The organism is Sphingomonas jinjuensis, assembly GCF_014197105.1.
GTDB classification, from domain to species: Bacteria; Pseudomonadota; Alphaproteobacteria; order Sphingomonadales; family Sphingomonadaceae; genus Sphingomonas; species Sphingomonas jinjuensis.
Genome location: NZ_JACIEV010000003.1, coordinates 348,576 through 363,903, shown reverse-complemented (window position 1 = coordinate 363,903; position 15,328 = coordinate 348,576). Strand labels below are relative to the sequence as shown.

Sequence of the window (15,328 nt, the reverse complement as noted above, 5' to 3'; positions counted from 1 at the left end):
CTTACTTCAGGGTGCGCGCCACACACGGCAATTCGACCCGTGTGATATCTGACGAGGAGAGAAGAGATGAGCTACATTGCGCTTGCGCGGGGGTGAACCGGGACCGCGTCGCACCTAGATAGGTAGTAGTAGCAGCGAGGATCAGGACGCGTGTCGATCGGACCGTGGAACACGGTTAAGAGCCTGAAAGGTTTCGCTTTGCCGGCCTTCAAGGCGGCACGCGAGCAATGGCACGTTCGCGGGGCTGCGGCCGGCGACGCGCCAGATCCGGCGACCGTCGATCGGGAGCTGGAGTCCGCGCTCGACGTGCTGACGGGCGACGCCGCGACTCTCGCCAGCCGGGTCGTCCAGCTCGCTAAGAGCGCCCTGTCCGACCCGCCGGTCGCGCTGGGCGACGAACCGGTGCGCGAGTGGTTGAGGCATCCCGCCGTCCGCGCGCGCCTCAAGCGGGCAGCCTTCGCACTGGTTGTCGGCGCCGGCGAAGACGGCGGTGACCGCCGGGAGGCAACCGCTGCATACGCCGCGGCGACCGGCGACGGCGAATGGTACGGCGAGGCGATGTTCGATCAAGCGGTGGCGTTCCTCGCGTTCACCGTCGACGCCAAGCTGCCGACCCACGCTCGGCTCGGCATCCAGGTGACCAACGCCAGGGCGGACCGCATCGAGGAGCAGGTGCGCGACGTGGGCGCCAGGCTGGACGGCCAGCCCGAGATCCTGCGCAACCTGATCAGGACGGAAGGCGCCGCGCTGGCGCGCGTGCCGGTCGACGTCATCGGCGACCACCTCCAGCGAGAGGTGGAACTCGAGACCGCCGCGAGGTCGATAGACGACCCGGCGAGGCTCGGGCGCGTGACGGCGCTGGCGAAGAGGGCGCGCAACGGCGATCTCGCCTCCGCACCGCGGGAAGCCCGTATCGCCGCCGTGCGGCTAGCGGCGCAGCTGCTCGCCCGCGCCGAGCGGCCCGATGAGGCCGACGAGCTCATCGCGGCGGCCGAGGCGATCGGCGCCTCCGACCTCGCGACCGACCGGGCGCGGGTGGCGCTGGTGCGAAAGGACTGGACGACCGCCATCGCGCTCCTCGACCGGCGGAGCGACCGGACATCGGTTGGGATGATCCTGGAGGCCATCGCCGGGCGCGACGGTCGGGAGCGCGCGCTGGAGGTGCAGCCGGGCCATGCCCCGGCCACCTCGCTCGGCGGCTTCATGCTCCCGATGGTCTCGACCTGGCTCGCCGAGGCGGGACGATGGGAGGACGCGGAGGCCATTCTCGACGCCGCCGACGGGGAACACGTGGCCGAGAACCCGGTCCTGCTGTTCCATCGCGCCCGCCTGCGGATCACGCTGATGGTGCCCGAGGGTCGTCGGGAGGGCATGCTCGAGAACGCCGGCCAGTTTCCGCGGACGAACCACCTGCGCGACGACCCGGAGGGGGAACGGCTGCGCACCGCCGCCCTCGCCGACCTCGAAGCCCTGAAGGCGATGGCGCCCCGACTGCGCGCGCCCGAGTTCATGGAGACGGTGGAGGCCACCCGGGCCTACCTCGCGCTCGGCTCGGCGGACGCCAGCATCCGCGAGACAACCCGCGTCGAGCTCCTCGGAAGACTCGCAGATCCGGCGACCGCGCTCGACGTCGCGTGGATCGCGATAGAGCACGGCCTCAGGTTCGACGAGCGACACCTGCGGGCCGAGCTAGACCGGGCGGCTGCGCTGGGCGGCTGGACGGACGCCCACTTCATGACCGCGCTCCAGCTCGCCATGCGCGGCGACGATGGCGACGCGATCCTCCAACTCATCGACGGGCACCGCGAGCGGGCCGCCAGGCTGCTACCGCCTGAGATAGCGCACGGCCTGGAGGTCGAGGTGCTCGCCCGCAAGGGGCGGACCGGGGAAGCGCGCGAGAGGCTCGCCGCCGCCGCCGAGGCGCTCGGACCCGAGCCCGCTTCCCGACTAGAGCTCGTCATTGCCGAGCAGGAGGGCGCGAATCAGGTGGCGGTCCGGCTTACCGCCTACGAAGCGAGTGGATCCGAGACCGAGCTCCACTTCCTGGTTCAGGCGCTCGCGGAGGCGGACGACGACCGCACTGCCGACTACGCCATCAGGCTCTGGCGCGAGCGGCGCAGGACGGACGATGCCGCGCTGGCCTGCCGCGCGCTGTTCAACGCCGGTAGCGACGCCGAATTGGACGCGTTCCTCGACGAGCTCGGCGACGTCGTCGAGACTAGGCCGGCGCTCCGCGAGCACGCTGCCTGGCGGCTCTACCGGGGCGGCCGCCTGGACGAGGCGCGCACCGCAACCGACGCGCTTCGCGCGGACGCCCCGGACCGGCCGAGCCTCAGGCAGCTGGCGATCAACATCGAAATCGAGGGCGGCGATTGGCACCGGCTCGCGCCCCTGGTCGCGCAGGATCTCGAGCGCCGCGAGCACCGCGACGCGCAGCAGCTCCTGCAGGCCGCGGACATCGCCCACGCCGCGGGCAACCCCATAGCCGACGACTTGGCACGCGCCGCCGTGGAGCGCGAGCCCGACGACCCATCCATCCTCGTGCAGGCCTACACCCTCGCCGTCCGTCGAGGGACCGACTGGGGAGCCGAGGCCGGCGACTGGCTAAGGCGCGCCATCGCCGCCTCGGGCGACGACGGTCCGCTCCAGAAGGGCAGCCTGCGCGAGGTGATCAGGATGCGGGACGAGGGCCAGGCGAGGGCCGCCGAGCTCGACCGCATGATCCTGTCAGGCACGCTGCCGATCACGCTGGCCGCCCGACCGCTCGGCACCACCATCTCGGAGCTGATCCTCGCACGCCTCGCCGAGAACGTCGCCCTGCCGCCCCGCGTACGGCTCTGCCTGCCGCTTGTTGCCGGCAACCGCGCGCCGCTCGACCTCGGAGGCGCCGCCCGCATCGGCCTCGATCCGGCGGCCATCCTCGCGCTTCAGCTCTGCGGCCTGCTTCAGGAGACGCTCGACCACGCCCCCGGAATCGTTATCCCGGCGGGAACCCTACCTCTGCTCCTGCACGATCTCGAGCAGGCGCACCGCGCGCAGCCCGCGCGCGTGGAGCAGGCGATCAGAGTCAAGTCGCTCGTCGACTCGGGCGCGCTCCGCGTGCTCGACGAAGCGGCCGGAAATGACGACGTCGCCCACCTTCACCGGTCCGCCGAGACGCTCGACGCACGCCTGGTGCACACCTTCCCCCTGCACGAGCCGGGCTCTCTAGGCGAGCGCGAGCGCGATCCGGCGCCGTTCGTCGACAGGCTTTCGAGTCCCGACGCGGTAGTGAACGCGCTGGCGAGGCGCGGCGAGATCCCGGCGCAGGAGGCTGCCGACGCGCTTGGCCGCGTCTCCCTGCTGGGCGGCCAGGGGCCCGGCGAGCCGGACATCGACCTTGACCGGCCGCTCGTGCTCGACGGTGTCGCCGTCAACGCGCTCGAAGACTGCGGCCTGCTCGACGCGCTGGTCGCCGCCGGCGTGGAGCTCCACGTCGACGCCCACGCCGTCCGCATCGCGGAAGCCGAGATCGCCGGTCAGCGCCGCTCCACTGAGCTGGAGCGCGCGATCGAGGCTGTTCGGCGCACGATCTCGTCGGCGCTCGCCTCGGGCAAGGCTTTGCTTGGCCCCTTCCGGCGGAACAGGCGCGGGGAGAACGAGGCGTCGGGGCGGGATCTCGAAATGACGCCCCTGGTTTCGCTGCTCCAGGACGGCTCGCCCGTGGACGTCCTCGTCTCGGGCGACCGCATGGTGAACGGCCATGGCCACTTCACCGACGCCGCAGGGACGAGCCGGCCGGTCGCATCGCCGCTCGACGTCATCGACCACCTCCAGCGCACCGGCGCGATCGACGCGGCGAGGCGCGCGTCGGCTCGCCGCAAGCTGCGGGAGGCCGGCGTGGCGCTGATTCCGGTCGAGGCGGAGGAGGTGTTCGAGGCCGCGGCGGCCGGCGACTGGAGCAAGGGTGCCCCGCGTCCTCTCCGGGCGATCCGCAATTCCATTCACCTGCCCATCGTGCGTGGCGCGGTAAGCCTGCCGGCGGACCGGCTCTGGCTTGAGAACGCGGTCGTCGCGATCGCGCAGGCGATCAGGGCCTGCTGGGCGCGGCTGCCCGACGTCGTCGTGGCGAAGACCGCCGCCGATCGGCTGTTCGCCATGATCCCCGTCGCGGCCGGCCTCGCCGCCAAGGAGAGTTCGGACGACGCCCGAGTTTGGGGCGTCGCCACGACCGCCACCATGCACGCCCTACTCGCGACGCCGATGAACGTGCCGGCGGATCGGCTGGAGGCCTACCACGAATGGTGGGCGGAGGTGGTCGCGCCGCGACTGGAGGGGCGCGACCTCGCGGCACTCGAAACAGTGGTGGACCGCGTGAAACTTTTCCTGATTATGCAGGAGGATCTGGTGGAGGAGGTCGCCGGCACGAAGGTGAACATGGCCGCCGTCGAGGTCCGCCGCATGATCGCGGGCCACCTGCCGCCCGCGCTGCTCGACAGGGTTACCGAGCGCGCCGACGCCCGCCGAGCGCTCGGCTTCGAGAAGGATGAGGTGGTCATCGCCGACCGCGACGTAGCGGTCGAGGCCCTCGTGACGTTTCTCGACGACGCCTTCGCGGACAGCTCAGCCACGCTGGTCGATTCGGAGGGCCGGCCGCTCGCGACCAACCCCGCCCGCCGGGAGGACGGCGGGATCACCGCCACTATCGAAGGACGGTCGGTGGGGTTCGGAGAGGCGGGGCTCTTCGCCAACGACACCGACATGCGCCTTCGCACGTTCGAACGGCTGACGGCCAACCGCACGCTGTCACCGGTCAGGGCTGCGCGCTGGCGCGCGCTGCTCGGGTCGGAGAAGCCGACCGTGGAGACGTTCACCTCCCTGTTCACCGAACTGAACGCCACGGCTCAGGCGTTCGTGGAACGCGTCGGCGCTCAGAACGAACTCGCCTTTGGCGACCTCGTGGCGACGTCACCCACCTACCTAGGCAACCTGCTCGACCCGGAACTGGGCGACGGGTCGCTGCCGGGCGCGCTGACCGCGCTGGCGGAGGCGACCGCCGGGACGCGGCACGCCGCGTCGGCGATCGGCGCGTCAGCGACGCTGGCGGTCTCACCCGACCTGCCGCTGGCCACAATGACCGAGGGCATGGGCGACGCCGACGTCGCGGCGCTGGGTGTCGCGTTGTCAGGCGAGGCGGACCCGTTCAGCAAGCTAGCGGGCTTCGCCGTACTCGCCGGCCGCGCTCGCGACGCGACGTGCCGTGAGGCGGCGACGGTCGCGCTCGACCGTCTGCTCGGCGAGGAGGGAACGATCGACGCGTCGGCCGAGCTGCTCGCGATCACCGCGACCGTCGCCCTGACGGCGCTCGACCAGGGGGCGCTCGCCGGTTCGCCCGCCGCGTTCCGCCGGACCCTCGCGTTCGCACACGCCGGCCACACATGCCGCGCACTCGATCGCTTCAACGTCGACCGGGCGGGGCTGCTCGCCGCAGCACGGCGCTGGTCGGCTAACACGTGGGCGCTCGGCGGCGCGCTCGACCGGTGGGACGCGCCAGTCTGGGCGCGCGAATGGCTGGTCCCGAGCGCCATTGCTGCGAACGTGACGCGTCGCGCGGCGATGGTCATAGAGTCGGTCCCGGTCGAGGAGCGTCCCGACCGCTGGGCAGAGATCGTCTCGGCCCGGTCGGGGATCCTCGCGACGCGCGGTATGGGCCTGGGACTCCGGCTACCCGGTCCGCTGGACGAGTTCGGCAACGTGCGGCCGGTCGCGGCCGAGGATGGTGGCGAGGCAGTCGAGGCGTTAGACGGCGCGAGCGGGGAAGAGGCGGACTCGCTGCTGTTCGGCTTCATCTGGGGCTGCGTCCCGCCGGCAGACACCACGGCGCTGGAGGAGCGGGCGCTGGCTCACGTCGACCAAGCCGCCGGCGAGGGCCGCGCGACGACGGCAATGATCGCGATCCAGGTCGCGGCGCGCTGGCGGCTGACCACACTGGCCGACGGCGTGGCCGACCGGGTCATCGGGCGCCGCGCCGACCTCAAGCTCACCGTTCCCGTCGCCGTCCAGCTCCTCGTCACGGCCAGCGCGGCGCTCGCGGATGGCGAGCGGACCGACACGCTCGGCCGCTACCTGCGGCAGCTGGCCAACTCCGGGCTGAACCAGAGCGAGTTCGCCCAACTCGCCGGTGTGATCGGGCTGCTAGAGAATGCTCGGCCAGCACTGGCTGGTGGGCTCGAGGCGATCAGGTCGGGAGCGTTGCTCGGCGAGTAGCCTAAACGAACGTCAGCTTATCTCAAGTCCGCGCTCCAAGCCGAAAGTTCGTTATCCCGCAGCGATGCGCTAGTCGCAGTTAGATGAGCGTTAATTGCGGGAGGGTCGTTGCCTACGCAGGTCAGGCTTCAACAATGTTATGGACTCGGCAGTCACCTCCGAAAGATGATCGGTGACGACGGGGATGCGGTTCACGAGACCCAACACCGTCTTCAGAGCTGCGGCTGAAGGATAGCGGCTGGCTCCCTCGCCACCAGCAGTCTTGTGGCCGAGAAGGTCGTTACGGAACTCTAGGAAGATCGCCTGCTGCTTCAATTCGTCACTCACCATGTGACGGGCGGAATGCATGGCCTGCCCGCGAGTAAGATCTGGTACCAGCGGCTTGAGATATATCCACCAAAGTTTGTAGAATACATCGCCACGCTTGCGTTTCGTTCCATCTGCCGGTTCCAGTTCCGGGAACAGCAGGGTTTCACCAGCAACCTTTAGTGCATCGACATAGTGAACGAAACCGAGGCGCATAATTTCCTTGGCCAAGGGGATGCACCGCTCGGAGGTCATATTTTTAACCCGACCAGTCTCAGTACTTGCGATCCGCAAAAAATGGATGCCGTCGACGACGTCAATATCGACGAGCCGGAGCTTACAAATTTCTTCCCGCCGGGCACCAGTGTACCATACAAGAAGCAGAACATAGAACAGACTGTCTTGGATCACGGCCCTGCCCGCCGTGAGCCGATCATGTTCTCCGGCGCATCCCGTCCACGGCGGCAGCGAGAAAATAGCTCGACCTTGGGCGACGGTATAGCGCAGACGGGCGGCGCGCTCGTCTTTTCGGTCGGGTTGAATGAACTTGCCGAAGTCGAGCGTAGCAATTTGGGGAAGGGCGTTAACCAAGAAAGCGTGGACTTGCGCGATCTTTCGATAGTGCTTGTTGCAGGTTGGGATCACAAGGCCGATTTCTTCTGCGCTTATTTCACCCTCTTCCAATCTGACAAGCGCACGTTCGTGAGCCATGGCCAACGTCATGTCGTCTCGACGATCCGTTGGTGACTTGCCAAAGCTGATAGGAAGGCGGTCGAACCAGCTATCCAACTCCTTCAGATCCGCCATCGAGAGCTTCCACAAAGGCTGACCGGCTGGCGTCGAACGCTCCAGCAGCGATGCAGCCCAGCGGATCTGTCTCAAAGTCTGCTCGCCGGTCTGCTCGCTCGCACGCTTTCCGCCATTACGATGCTCAAACATCTTTGGCGTCTCGGCGATCATCTTTTCCGCGACCTGCGTCGGCGTGAGGTATCGCCATTCCGGTGTAATTTCCGCATCCGGGATCGTCGCAAGGCTGCTTTCCCGTGGGAGGGTGGCCGGAGCTGTGACCGAGGCTGGCATGCGGCTTTCGAGCGCCGATGTAACCTCAACGCCGTTTCGGCACGCCCAAGCCCCCGTCATTCGAGCGAGCATGACCAGCTTGCTTCCCAAAGGCAGGTTGGCTGCGGTGGGCGATACCCCTACCCGAGCCATAGCCGCGGAGGTCTCGGCTGCGAAGTTGGTGCGGAAGCCGGGCGTCTCCCGGATCAGCCGACGGAGTCGGCCTTGCTCCTCCTCATCCAAATCATGAAAGTGCTCGGCGGCATACTCCGCCGAGGGCGCATCGACGATCCCGGTTCGAGCAAATGCACCCCATAGGGCCTCGAACGCCTGGAGGTCGCGATCACTATCGGAAAGATCGCGCAGCTGAGGCTCGGCCTCCCATCGAGCGACCTCGTGGGCGAGCGCATTACGATAAAGCGTCATCTCGCCGATGAAGAGACGATGCTGCTGGTCAGCTGAAAGGCCGTCCTCGGCGATACGCGTATACAGGCTCATCCGGATCGTCTCACTGCGCGCGGTCATCGCCGCAGCCCGCCCGCGTGCGATCCTCAGCTCCCGCGTCAGGAGGCTAAGTCCAAGGGTTATAGGTTTTGAGGCCGGATCGCACAATTGCAGCGTTCGGCGCCACCAGTAGACGGCGCCACGGCGGTAGACGTTGGACGGCAGCGACATAGGCACCTGTGACAGCCACTTGATACAGCGACTTGAGACAGTGCCGGCCCAGCCAAGCATTCCGCCGGCTGAAATCGCGGATTTCCGCCGTTCTAAAGACTGAAAACAGAAGATTGGCTGGGGCGGCAGGATTCGAACCTGCGAATGCCGGTACCAAAAACCGGTGCCTTACCGCTTGGCGACGCCCCAGCAGAGCGCGGCCTTATAGAGCCGCGCGCTCAAACGAAAAGCCCTTCCCGCCTCAGGCGACCGGCGAAAGCCAGCCGTGCGGGTCAGGCGCCTGGCCACGCTGGATCGCGGTCAGGCTGTCGAGCATTCGCTGCGTCAGCTGCCCGGTCCCGCCGCTGCCGATCGTGAAACGGCCGTGCGCCGAGGCGACCTGGCCGATCGGGGTAACGACCGCCGCAGTGCCGCAGGCGAACGCCTCGGTCAGGCGGCCGCTGCCGGCATCGGCGCGCCACTGCTCGAAGGAATACAGCTCCTCGCGCACCGCCAGCCCCTGATCGCGCGCCAGCTGGATGATCGAATCGCGCGTGATGCCCGGCAGGATCGTACCGGTCAGCGGCGGCGTCAGCAGCGTGCCGTCGTCGAACACGAAGAAGATGTTCATGCCGCCAAGTTCCTCGACCCAGCGCCGCTCGGCGGCATCGAGGAAGACGACCTGATCGCAGCCTTCGCGGATACCCTCGGCCTGCGCGACCAGGCTGGCGGCGTAGTTGCCACCGCACTTGGCAGCGCCCGTGCCACCGGCGGCAGCCCGCGCATAGGTTTCGCTGACCCACACCGAGATCGCCCGCGCGCCGCCCTTCCAATAGGCGCCGACCGACGAAGCGATCACCATGTAGAGATACTCGGCGGAGGGCTTGACGCCCAGGAACGCCTCGCTCGCGATCATGAACGGGCGCAGGTACAGGGCGCCGCCCTCCACGGTGGGAATCCAGTCGGCCTCGGTCTTCACCAGCAGGCGACAGGATTCGAGGAACAGCTCGTCGGGCAGCTCGGGCATCGCCAGCCGCCGCGCCGAATCGCGAAACCGCTTGGCGTTCGCCTCGGGTCGGAACATCACGGTGCCGCCATTGGCGGTGCGATACGCCTTCAGCCCTTCGAAGATTTCCTGCGCATAGTGCAACACCGCCATCGACGGATCGATCGTCAGCGGCCGCCGCGCGGTGATCGCGGCATCATGCCAGCCGTCGGATTCGCTCCACCTAATCAGGGCCATATGGTCGGTGAAGACCTTGCCGAAGCCCGGATCGACCAGCTGCGCGGCGCGCTCGCTCGCAGTTACCGGGGCGGCGCTGGGCTCGAAGCGGAACGACGGCGAAGGCAGGCTTTCGCCCGCGAGACTGGCACTTTGCATCACACTCTCTGGCGACGGGGGTTGCGGACGCGTAGGGCCGATGGCTACACCGGTCAACATGGCTGCCGCAGCACCTTCCGCCTCCGCCCAGTTCCTTCGCGAACCCGAGCTCCGCCGCGGCATGGAGCTGCTGTACTTCGGTCACGGTCACCTGACCCGTTCGGTCGACGAGGGCCTGGCGGCGCAGGGGCTGGGCCGTGCCCATCACCGGGCGCTGTATTTCATCGCCCGCAAACCGGACCTGACGGTCAGCGAATTGCTGTCGCTGCTGGCGATCACCAAGCAGTCGCTCGGACGTGTCCTCAATGAGTTGACCGACCGCAACCTCGTCGTCGCCCGCCCCGGCGAGCGCGACCGCCGACAGCGGCTCCTCCGCCTCACCGACGCCGGCGCCAAGCTGGAAAGCGACCTGTTCGAGGCGGTACGCATCAAGATGTCGGCTGCCTATGCCCGCGCCGGGCAACAGGCGGTATCGGGTTATTGGGCGGTTCTCGAAGGGATGATCCCCGAGGAAGAGCGCTACATGGTCGAAGGACTTGGCGGCTGAACTGCGGTCACAGTTTTGCAATAAAATAAATATTTGGCCGTAGTGCCAATTGCTTGCCAGATCAGCCGACTACGCGTCCAGTGTTTGGTAGCGAGCGAAAACTTGTCTTTAAGATAAGCTGCAGCAATTCTCGGCGACGGTATTGTAAGGTGCCGTTGTTTTCCGGGGGTTTATCATGATAATTGGGTCGCGCGCGCTTGCCGCGCTGGTAGTCGTGTCGCTTCTGCCGGGCTGTGCCACGGTGGTTCGCGGAACGAAGGGCAAGTACACCATCACGTCGATGCCGCCGGCGGCCGATGTCGCACTGTCGACGGGCCAGACCTGCGTCACGCCGTGCAAGTTGAAGATCAAGCGCAAGAACGGCTTCACCGCGACGATCAGCAAGCCGGGCTATGTCACCAAGACCGAAACCGTGGAAAGCAAGGTCAGTGGCGGCGGCGGGGCGGCTGCGGCGGGCAACATCCTGGCGGGCGGCATCATCGGCGGTATCGTCGATGGGACGAACGGATCGCTGAACAGCTTCTATCCCAAGGCGCTCGATGTGAAGCTCGATCCGGCACCTGCCGGCAGCGAGGCTGCGGCCACCACCACGCCGACGTCCGGCAGCAACTGACCGCGACGGATGCGGCGTCGGGTCGGCGCCGCGCCCCTCCTGGCGCTCAGCCCTGCCGCGCCTCCGCCGCCATCTCGGCGTTGCGGCGTTCGGCAGCGGCGAGCGTATCGGTCAGCAGCGCGACCAGCGCGCCGTCGCGATCGAGCACGTCGAGGCCCTTGCGCGTCGAGCCGCCCTTGCTGGCGACACGATCGGCCAGCATCGCGGGCGATGCACCGGCCGCAGCCGCCATCCGTCCCGCCCCGTCGACGGTGGCGATCGCCAGCCGCAGCGACTGATCGGCCGGCAGGCCAAGCCGCTCGCCCGCCGCGGCGAAGGCGTCAATGATGCGGAAAAGAAAACCCGGTCCCGACCCCGCCAGCGCGGTGACCGCATCGAACCGCGCCTCGTCGTCGATCCATTCGCCCACCCCAAGCGGCGCCGCGAGCGCATCGCCGGTCGCCCGTACGGCGGGATCGTCGCTGTCGGTATAAAGCCCCGTTACCCCGCGCCCGATCGCCACCGGCAGGTTGGGCATGGCGCGCAGCACTGCGCGGGCCGGAATACGTCGCGCCAGCGTCTCGGTATCGACGCCTGCCAAGATCGATACGAGAAGCCCGATCTCGACGCCCGCCAGCGTGGGTGCGACCTCGCCCAGTTGCTGCGGCTTCATCGCCAGCACGACCGCGGCCGGCTGCTCGCCGCTCGGCAGCGACGTCAGATGCCTCGTCCCTTCGGGAACCTCGCGTGGGCTGCGGGTCACGATCGTCACCCGCGCCGGATCGAGCCCGGCCTCCAGCCAGCGCGACAGCATCGCGCCGCCCATCGCGCCGCAGCCGATCAGCCACACCGCGCCGCCGTTCGGAAACGGGTCGCTCACGCCTCGCCCTGGGTCTCGATCAGGGCCGCGGCGATCGCGTCCTTGGGCGACTTGCCGCCCCACAGCACGAACTGGAACACCGGATAGAAGCGCTCGCACTCCTCAATCGCCGATTCGACCAGCAATTCCGCGGCACCGAGCGACATCGTGCCGTCGTCACCGCCGTCGATCATCGCGGCATGGCGATAGAGCAGGATGCCCGACGCCGACCATAGTTCGAAGTGGCCGATCCACAGCTGCTCGTTCACCAGCCCCAGCGTCTCATAGACCGCCGCACGGCGATCCTCGGTAACCTTGATGTCCGGAAAGGCGAGGAATTGCAGGACGCTATCGTCCTCGCGCCACAGCGAGCGCAGCTCGTAGCTTGCCCAGCTGCCCTTCACCGTAGCGACGATCTCATCATCGTGCCGCTCATATTCCCAGCCATGCGCGCCATAATAGGCTTCGAGCATGTCGATCGGTGCGGCGTCGTCCTGTTCCTGGTCGTGCTGATCCAGCATCATGCGTCCCTCATGGCCGATGCGTGACGCGAAGCGGCCGAGGCGACAAGACGTGTCGACAACCCTGTCGAAAAAACTGTGGAAAAGCGCAGGATGGTCAGCCCTTCGCCTCCAGCGCGTCGAGCCGCGCCTTCAGCGCATCAGCCTCGTCGCGCGCGGCGACGGCCATCGCCTTCACCGCCTCGAATTCGTCGCGGCTGACGAAGTCCATGCCGCCCATCCATTCGCGGGCGCGGGCACGGGCGCCCGCCTCGGCTTCGCGACCGACCCCGGCCAGCGTGCCGGCGGCGCCGTTCACGAGTTTCACGAAATCGTCGAAGAGGCGGTTATCGGTCTGCATGTCACAGCATCTGGGACGTTCGCGCCGCCGGCGCAAGACTCTGCGCATCGGGATTGAGCTGGGCGATGCGCCAATTGAGCATGCCGGCGAAGCTGATCCACACCAGATACGGCACCATCAGCCACGCCGCGGCCTTGCGGATGCGGCCGAACACCACCGTGGTCGCGATTCCGGCGACCAGCATCAGCACGATCACGGCCAGCGCCGCCCACACCTGATGCGCACCGAAGAACAACGGCGTCCACGCGAGGTTGAGCGCCAGCTGCACGGCGAACAGCCCTATCCCCAACCGCCGAAAGCGATTGCCGCGCGCGTTGATGACGATCGCCAGCGCCAGCCCCATCAGCACGTACAGCGTCGTCCAGGCGATCGGGAATACCCAGCCCGGCGGCGTCACCGATGGCTTGGCCAGCATCATGTACCAGGCATTCTCGTTGCCGGCCGGCACCGAGCGCCCGCTGGCGAAGCCGAGCAACAGGATCAGCGGCACGCAGACCAGCGCCCAGCGCACGAACGACATGCGCAACTGCCCCTTGGACGCGATCTCGCTCAACCCGCCAATCCCCTAACAACCATCGTGATTGCCTTCACAGACATGGCACGGCTCGGCGCGCCGCGTAAAGTCGCCGCGCGCCAGCCGCGATGGTTCATATCCGGACGGCGGCGATCAGGAATTCGACGTTGCCCTCGGGGCCGGTGATCGGGCTCTCGACAACTCCATCGACCCGCCAGCCGCTCGACGCCACCCAGTCCTCCACCTCGCGGCAGACGCGCGCATGGACCACGGGATCGCGCACGACGCCGCCCTTCCCCACTTCCTCGCGCCCCGCCTCGAACTGCGGCTTGATCAGCGCCATCAGCCGCGCTCCCGGCCTGGCGAAGCTGAGCGGTCGTTCGAGCACCTTGGCCAGCCCGATGAAGCTGGCGTCGCACACGATCAGGTCGACCGGCTCGGGGATGTGCGCCGCGGTCAGGATGCGCGCGCTGGTCTGTTCGTGAACGACGACGCGTTCGTCCTGGCGCAGCTTCCACGCCAGCTGATTGGTGCCGCTATCGACCGCATAGACCCGCGCGGCGCCCTTCGACAGCAGCACATCGGTAAAGCCGCCGGTCGACGAGCCGACGTCGATCGCCACCGCACCGGCGACGTCCCAGCCGAAATGGTCGAGGCCATGCGCCAGCTTGATCCCGCCGCGCGACACCCAGGGATGATCGCGCCCCTTCACCTCCAGCGCGACATCGTCGGCAAGCGCCTGACCCGGCTTGTCGACCTTTCGGTCACCGGCGAACACCAGCCCCGCCATGATCAGCGCCTGCGCCCGCGTCCGGCTTTCGACAAGCCCGCGGTCGACGAGCATCTGATCGGCGCGCTGCTTGGCCATGGCCGCTTCTTACGGGCGTCGGCGGCGAACGCCCAGCCCCGTTACCGCGCCCAGATCAGATGCGGATTGGCGAACTCACGCGGTCCGAACCACGCCAGCTCGCGGCCATAGCCCGACCGCTTCATTCCGCCGATCGGCACCCGCGGGTCCGACGCCGAGATGCCGTTGACGAAGGTCGCCCCCACCTCGATCCGGCGCGCCAGCCGTCGCGCACGCTCGGGATCGCCGCACCAGAGCGCGCCGGACAGGCCGTAGTCGCTCGCATTCGCGATCGCGATCGCTTCTTCCGCATCCGCCGCCGCCATGATCGCCGCCACCGGCCCAAACAGCTCCTCGCGCGCCGCCGTCATCGCGCTCGTCACCCCGGTCAGCACCGTCGCCGGATAGAAGCTGCCGACGCCCGCCGCAGGCTTGCCGCCGAGCGCCAGCACCGCGCCCTCGGCGATGCTCTTCTCGACCTGTGCCTGCAGCGCGTCGCGACCGCGCTCACGCGCCAACGGCCCCAGGAACGTCGCCTCGTCGCGTGGATCGCCCATCACCAGCGCCTCGGTGCGTTCGATGAAGCGGCGGGTGAAATCGTCGAGGATCGCGCGCTCGACGATGATCCGCTTCGCCGCGATGCACACCTGGCCGGTGTTGAGATAGCGCGACTTCACCGCCGCCTCTGCCGCTTTGTCGATATCGGCATCGGCGAGGACCACGAACGGGTCCGATCCACCGAGTTCCAGCACCGATTTCTTGAGCGCCGCTCCCGCCGCCGCCGCGATCGCCGATCCGGCGCCGAGACCGGACGTCACCGTCACCGCCGCGATCCGCGGGTCGTCGACGATCGCCGTCACCTGCTCGGTCGGAACGTGAAGGTTGACGATCAGACCCGCGGGCAGACCCGCCCCCTCCATCACTTCGATCAGCCGGCGTGCGCAGAGCTGGACATTGTCCGAATGCTTCAGGACGAAGCCGTTGCCGCCGAGCAGGATCGGCACCGCCGCGCGAAGCACCTGCCACAGCGGGAAATTCCATGGCATCACGCCATAGACGACGCCGACCGGCTGCCACGCGACCAGCGCCTCGCCATCGCCGCCGACATCGATCGCCTCGTCGGCGAGCAGCGCGGCGCCGTTCGCCCGGTACCAGTCGCATAGGACCGCGCATTTCTCGACTTCGGCCCGCGCCTGTTCGATCGGCTTGCCCATCTCGGCGGTGATCGTCTGCGCCAGCGTCTCCACCTCGCTGCGCAGCCCGGCGGCGACCTTTCCGATCGCCGCCGCGCGTTCGCCGATCGGGATCTCGGCCCAGCGTCGCTGCGCCGCCGCCGCCCGGTCAAGCGCGCCGTCGATCGCGCTATCGTCGTCGAAGAAATGCGTGGCGAGCGTCTCGCCGGTGGCAGGGTTAATCGAGAAGGTCATGCGCTGTCATCTGGTGACGCCATGGCGCCAATTCC

11 protein-coding genes and 1 tRNA gene are annotated in these 15,328 nt (G+C 68.1%); 3 read left to right on the top strand and 9 right to left on the bottom strand.

Features of this window, described 5'->3' with window-relative positions; genetic code table 11:
- Positions 1 to 150 precede the first annotated feature (150 nt).
- Positions 151 to 6,246 (top strand): HTH domain-containing protein, encoded by a 6,096-nt coding sequence (locus GGQ80_RS07370; protein WP_183983247.1) that lies wholly within the window; start codon positions 151 to 153, stop codon positions 6,244 to 6,246.
- A gap of 90 nt (positions 6,247 to 6,336) precedes the next feature.
- Here the strand turns inward: GGQ80_RS07370 and GGQ80_RS07365 are convergent, their stop codons facing one another.
- From GGQ80_RS07365 to GGQ80_RS07355, 3 genes are all read right to left on the bottom strand, one after another.
- Positions 6,337 to 8,136, bottom strand: a complete 1,800-nt coding sequence (locus GGQ80_RS07365; RefSeq protein ID WP_183983245.1) for a tyrosine-type recombinase/integrase — start codon at positions 8,134 to 8,136, stop codon at positions 6,337 to 6,339.
- A 264-nt stretch (positions 8,137 to 8,400) separates the two neighbouring features.
- A tRNA-Gln gene (locus GGQ80_RS07360) sits at positions 8,401 to 8,475 on the bottom strand.
- Positions 8,476 to 8,527: 52 nt separating this feature from the next.
- Positions 8,528 to 9,646, bottom strand: coding sequence for a branched-chain amino acid aminotransferase (locus GGQ80_RS07355; protein ID WP_183983244.1), 1,119 nt, complete (start codon positions 9,644 to 9,646; stop codon positions 8,528 to 8,530).
- A gap of 58 nt (positions 9,647 to 9,704) precedes the next feature.
- On the opposite strand from GGQ80_RS07355, the gene GGQ80_RS07350 reads away from it, so the two are divergent.
- Both GGQ80_RS07350 and GGQ80_RS07345 read left to right on the top strand, forming a co-directional pair.
- Complete coding sequence (locus GGQ80_RS07350) at positions 9,705 to 10,193, top strand: MarR family transcriptional regulator (RefSeq protein ID WP_183983407.1); 489 nt, start codon at positions 9,705 to 9,707, stop codon at positions 10,191 to 10,193.
- A gap of 175 nt (positions 10,194 to 10,368) precedes the next feature.
- A complete protein-coding gene (locus GGQ80_RS07345; protein WP_183983242.1) occupies positions 10,369 to 10,806 on the top strand; it encodes a PEGA domain-containing protein in 438 nt (145 codons plus the stop codon).
- A gap of 46 nt (positions 10,807 to 10,852) precedes the next feature.
- Here GGQ80_RS07345 and GGQ80_RS07340 read toward each other — a convergent pair whose 3' ends face one another.
- From GGQ80_RS07340 to GGQ80_RS07315, 6 genes are all read right to left on the bottom strand, one after another.
- Complete coding sequence (locus GGQ80_RS07340; protein ID WP_183983240.1) at positions 10,853 to 11,665, bottom strand: pyrroline-5-carboxylate reductase dimerization domain-containing protein; 813 nt, start codon at positions 11,663 to 11,665, stop codon at positions 10,853 to 10,855.
- Positions 11,662 to 12,168: a type III secretion system chaperone family protein gene (locus GGQ80_RS07335; RefSeq protein WP_246346931.1), complete on the bottom strand. Its 507-nt coding sequence runs from the start codon at positions 12,166 to 12,168 to the stop codon at positions 11,662 to 11,664. The genes GGQ80_RS07340 and GGQ80_RS07335 overlap by 4 nt, the downstream gene beginning before the upstream one ends.
- 94 nt (positions 12,169 to 12,262) lie before the next feature.
- The gene (locus GGQ80_RS07330; RefSeq protein ID WP_183983238.1) at positions 12,263 to 12,505 is read right to left on the bottom strand and encodes an accessory factor UbiK family protein; all 243 of its coding nucleotides are present in this window, start codon (positions 12,503 to 12,505) and stop codon (positions 12,263 to 12,265) included.
- A gap of 1 nt (position 12,506) precedes the next feature.
- Positions 12,507 to 13,058, bottom strand: coding sequence for a TspO/MBR family protein (locus GGQ80_RS07325; protein ID WP_246346930.1), 552 nt, complete (start codon positions 13,056 to 13,058; stop codon positions 12,507 to 12,509).
- A gap of 94 nt (positions 13,059 to 13,152) precedes the next feature.
- Entirely contained in the window at positions 13,153 to 13,887 is a 735-nt protein-coding gene (locus GGQ80_RS07320) for a TlyA family RNA methyltransferase (protein ID WP_183983237.1), read from the bottom strand.
- A gap of 41 nt (positions 13,888 to 13,928) precedes the next feature.
- Positions 13,929 to 15,293 (bottom strand): aldehyde dehydrogenase family protein, encoded by a 1,365-nt coding sequence (locus tag GGQ80_RS07315; protein WP_183983236.1) that lies wholly within the window; start codon positions 15,291 to 15,293, stop codon positions 13,929 to 13,931.
- Between the last annotated feature and the right edge of the window lie 35 nt (positions 15,294 to 15,328).

Excerpts from the sequence above, each read along its gene's own strand:
- GGQ80_RS07315 (WP_183983236.1), bottom strand. The coding sequence starts at position 15,293 with ATGACCTTCTCGATTAACCCTGCCACCGGCGAGACGCTCGCCACGCAT.
- GGQ80_RS07365 (WP_183983245.1), bottom strand. The coding sequence starts at position 8,136 with ATGACCGCGCGCAGTGAGACGATCCGGATGAGCCTGTATACGCGTATC.
- GGQ80_RS07335 (WP_246346931.1), bottom strand. The coding sequence starts at position 12,168 with ATGATGCTGGATCAGCACGACCAGGAACAGGACGACGCCGCACCGATC.
- GGQ80_RS07355 (WP_183983244.1), bottom strand. The coding sequence starts at position 9,646 with ATGCAAAGTGCCAGTCTCGCGGGCGAAAGCCTGCCTTCGCCGTCGTTC.
- GGQ80_RS07330 (WP_183983238.1), bottom strand. The coding sequence starts at position 12,505 with ATGCAGACCGATAACCGCCTCTTCGACGATTTCGTGAAACTCGTGAAC.
- GGQ80_RS07350 (WP_183983407.1), top strand. The coding sequence starts at position 9,705 with ATGGCTGCCGCAGCACCTTCCGCCTCCGCCCAGTTCCTTCGCGAACCC.
- GGQ80_RS07320 (WP_183983237.1), bottom strand. The coding sequence starts at position 13,887 with ATGGCCAAGCAGCGCGCCGATCAGATGCTCGTCGACCGCGGGCTTGTC.
- GGQ80_RS07345 (WP_183983242.1), top strand. The coding sequence starts at position 10,369 with ATGATAATTGGGTCGCGCGCGCTTGCCGCGCTGGTAGTCGTGTCGCTT.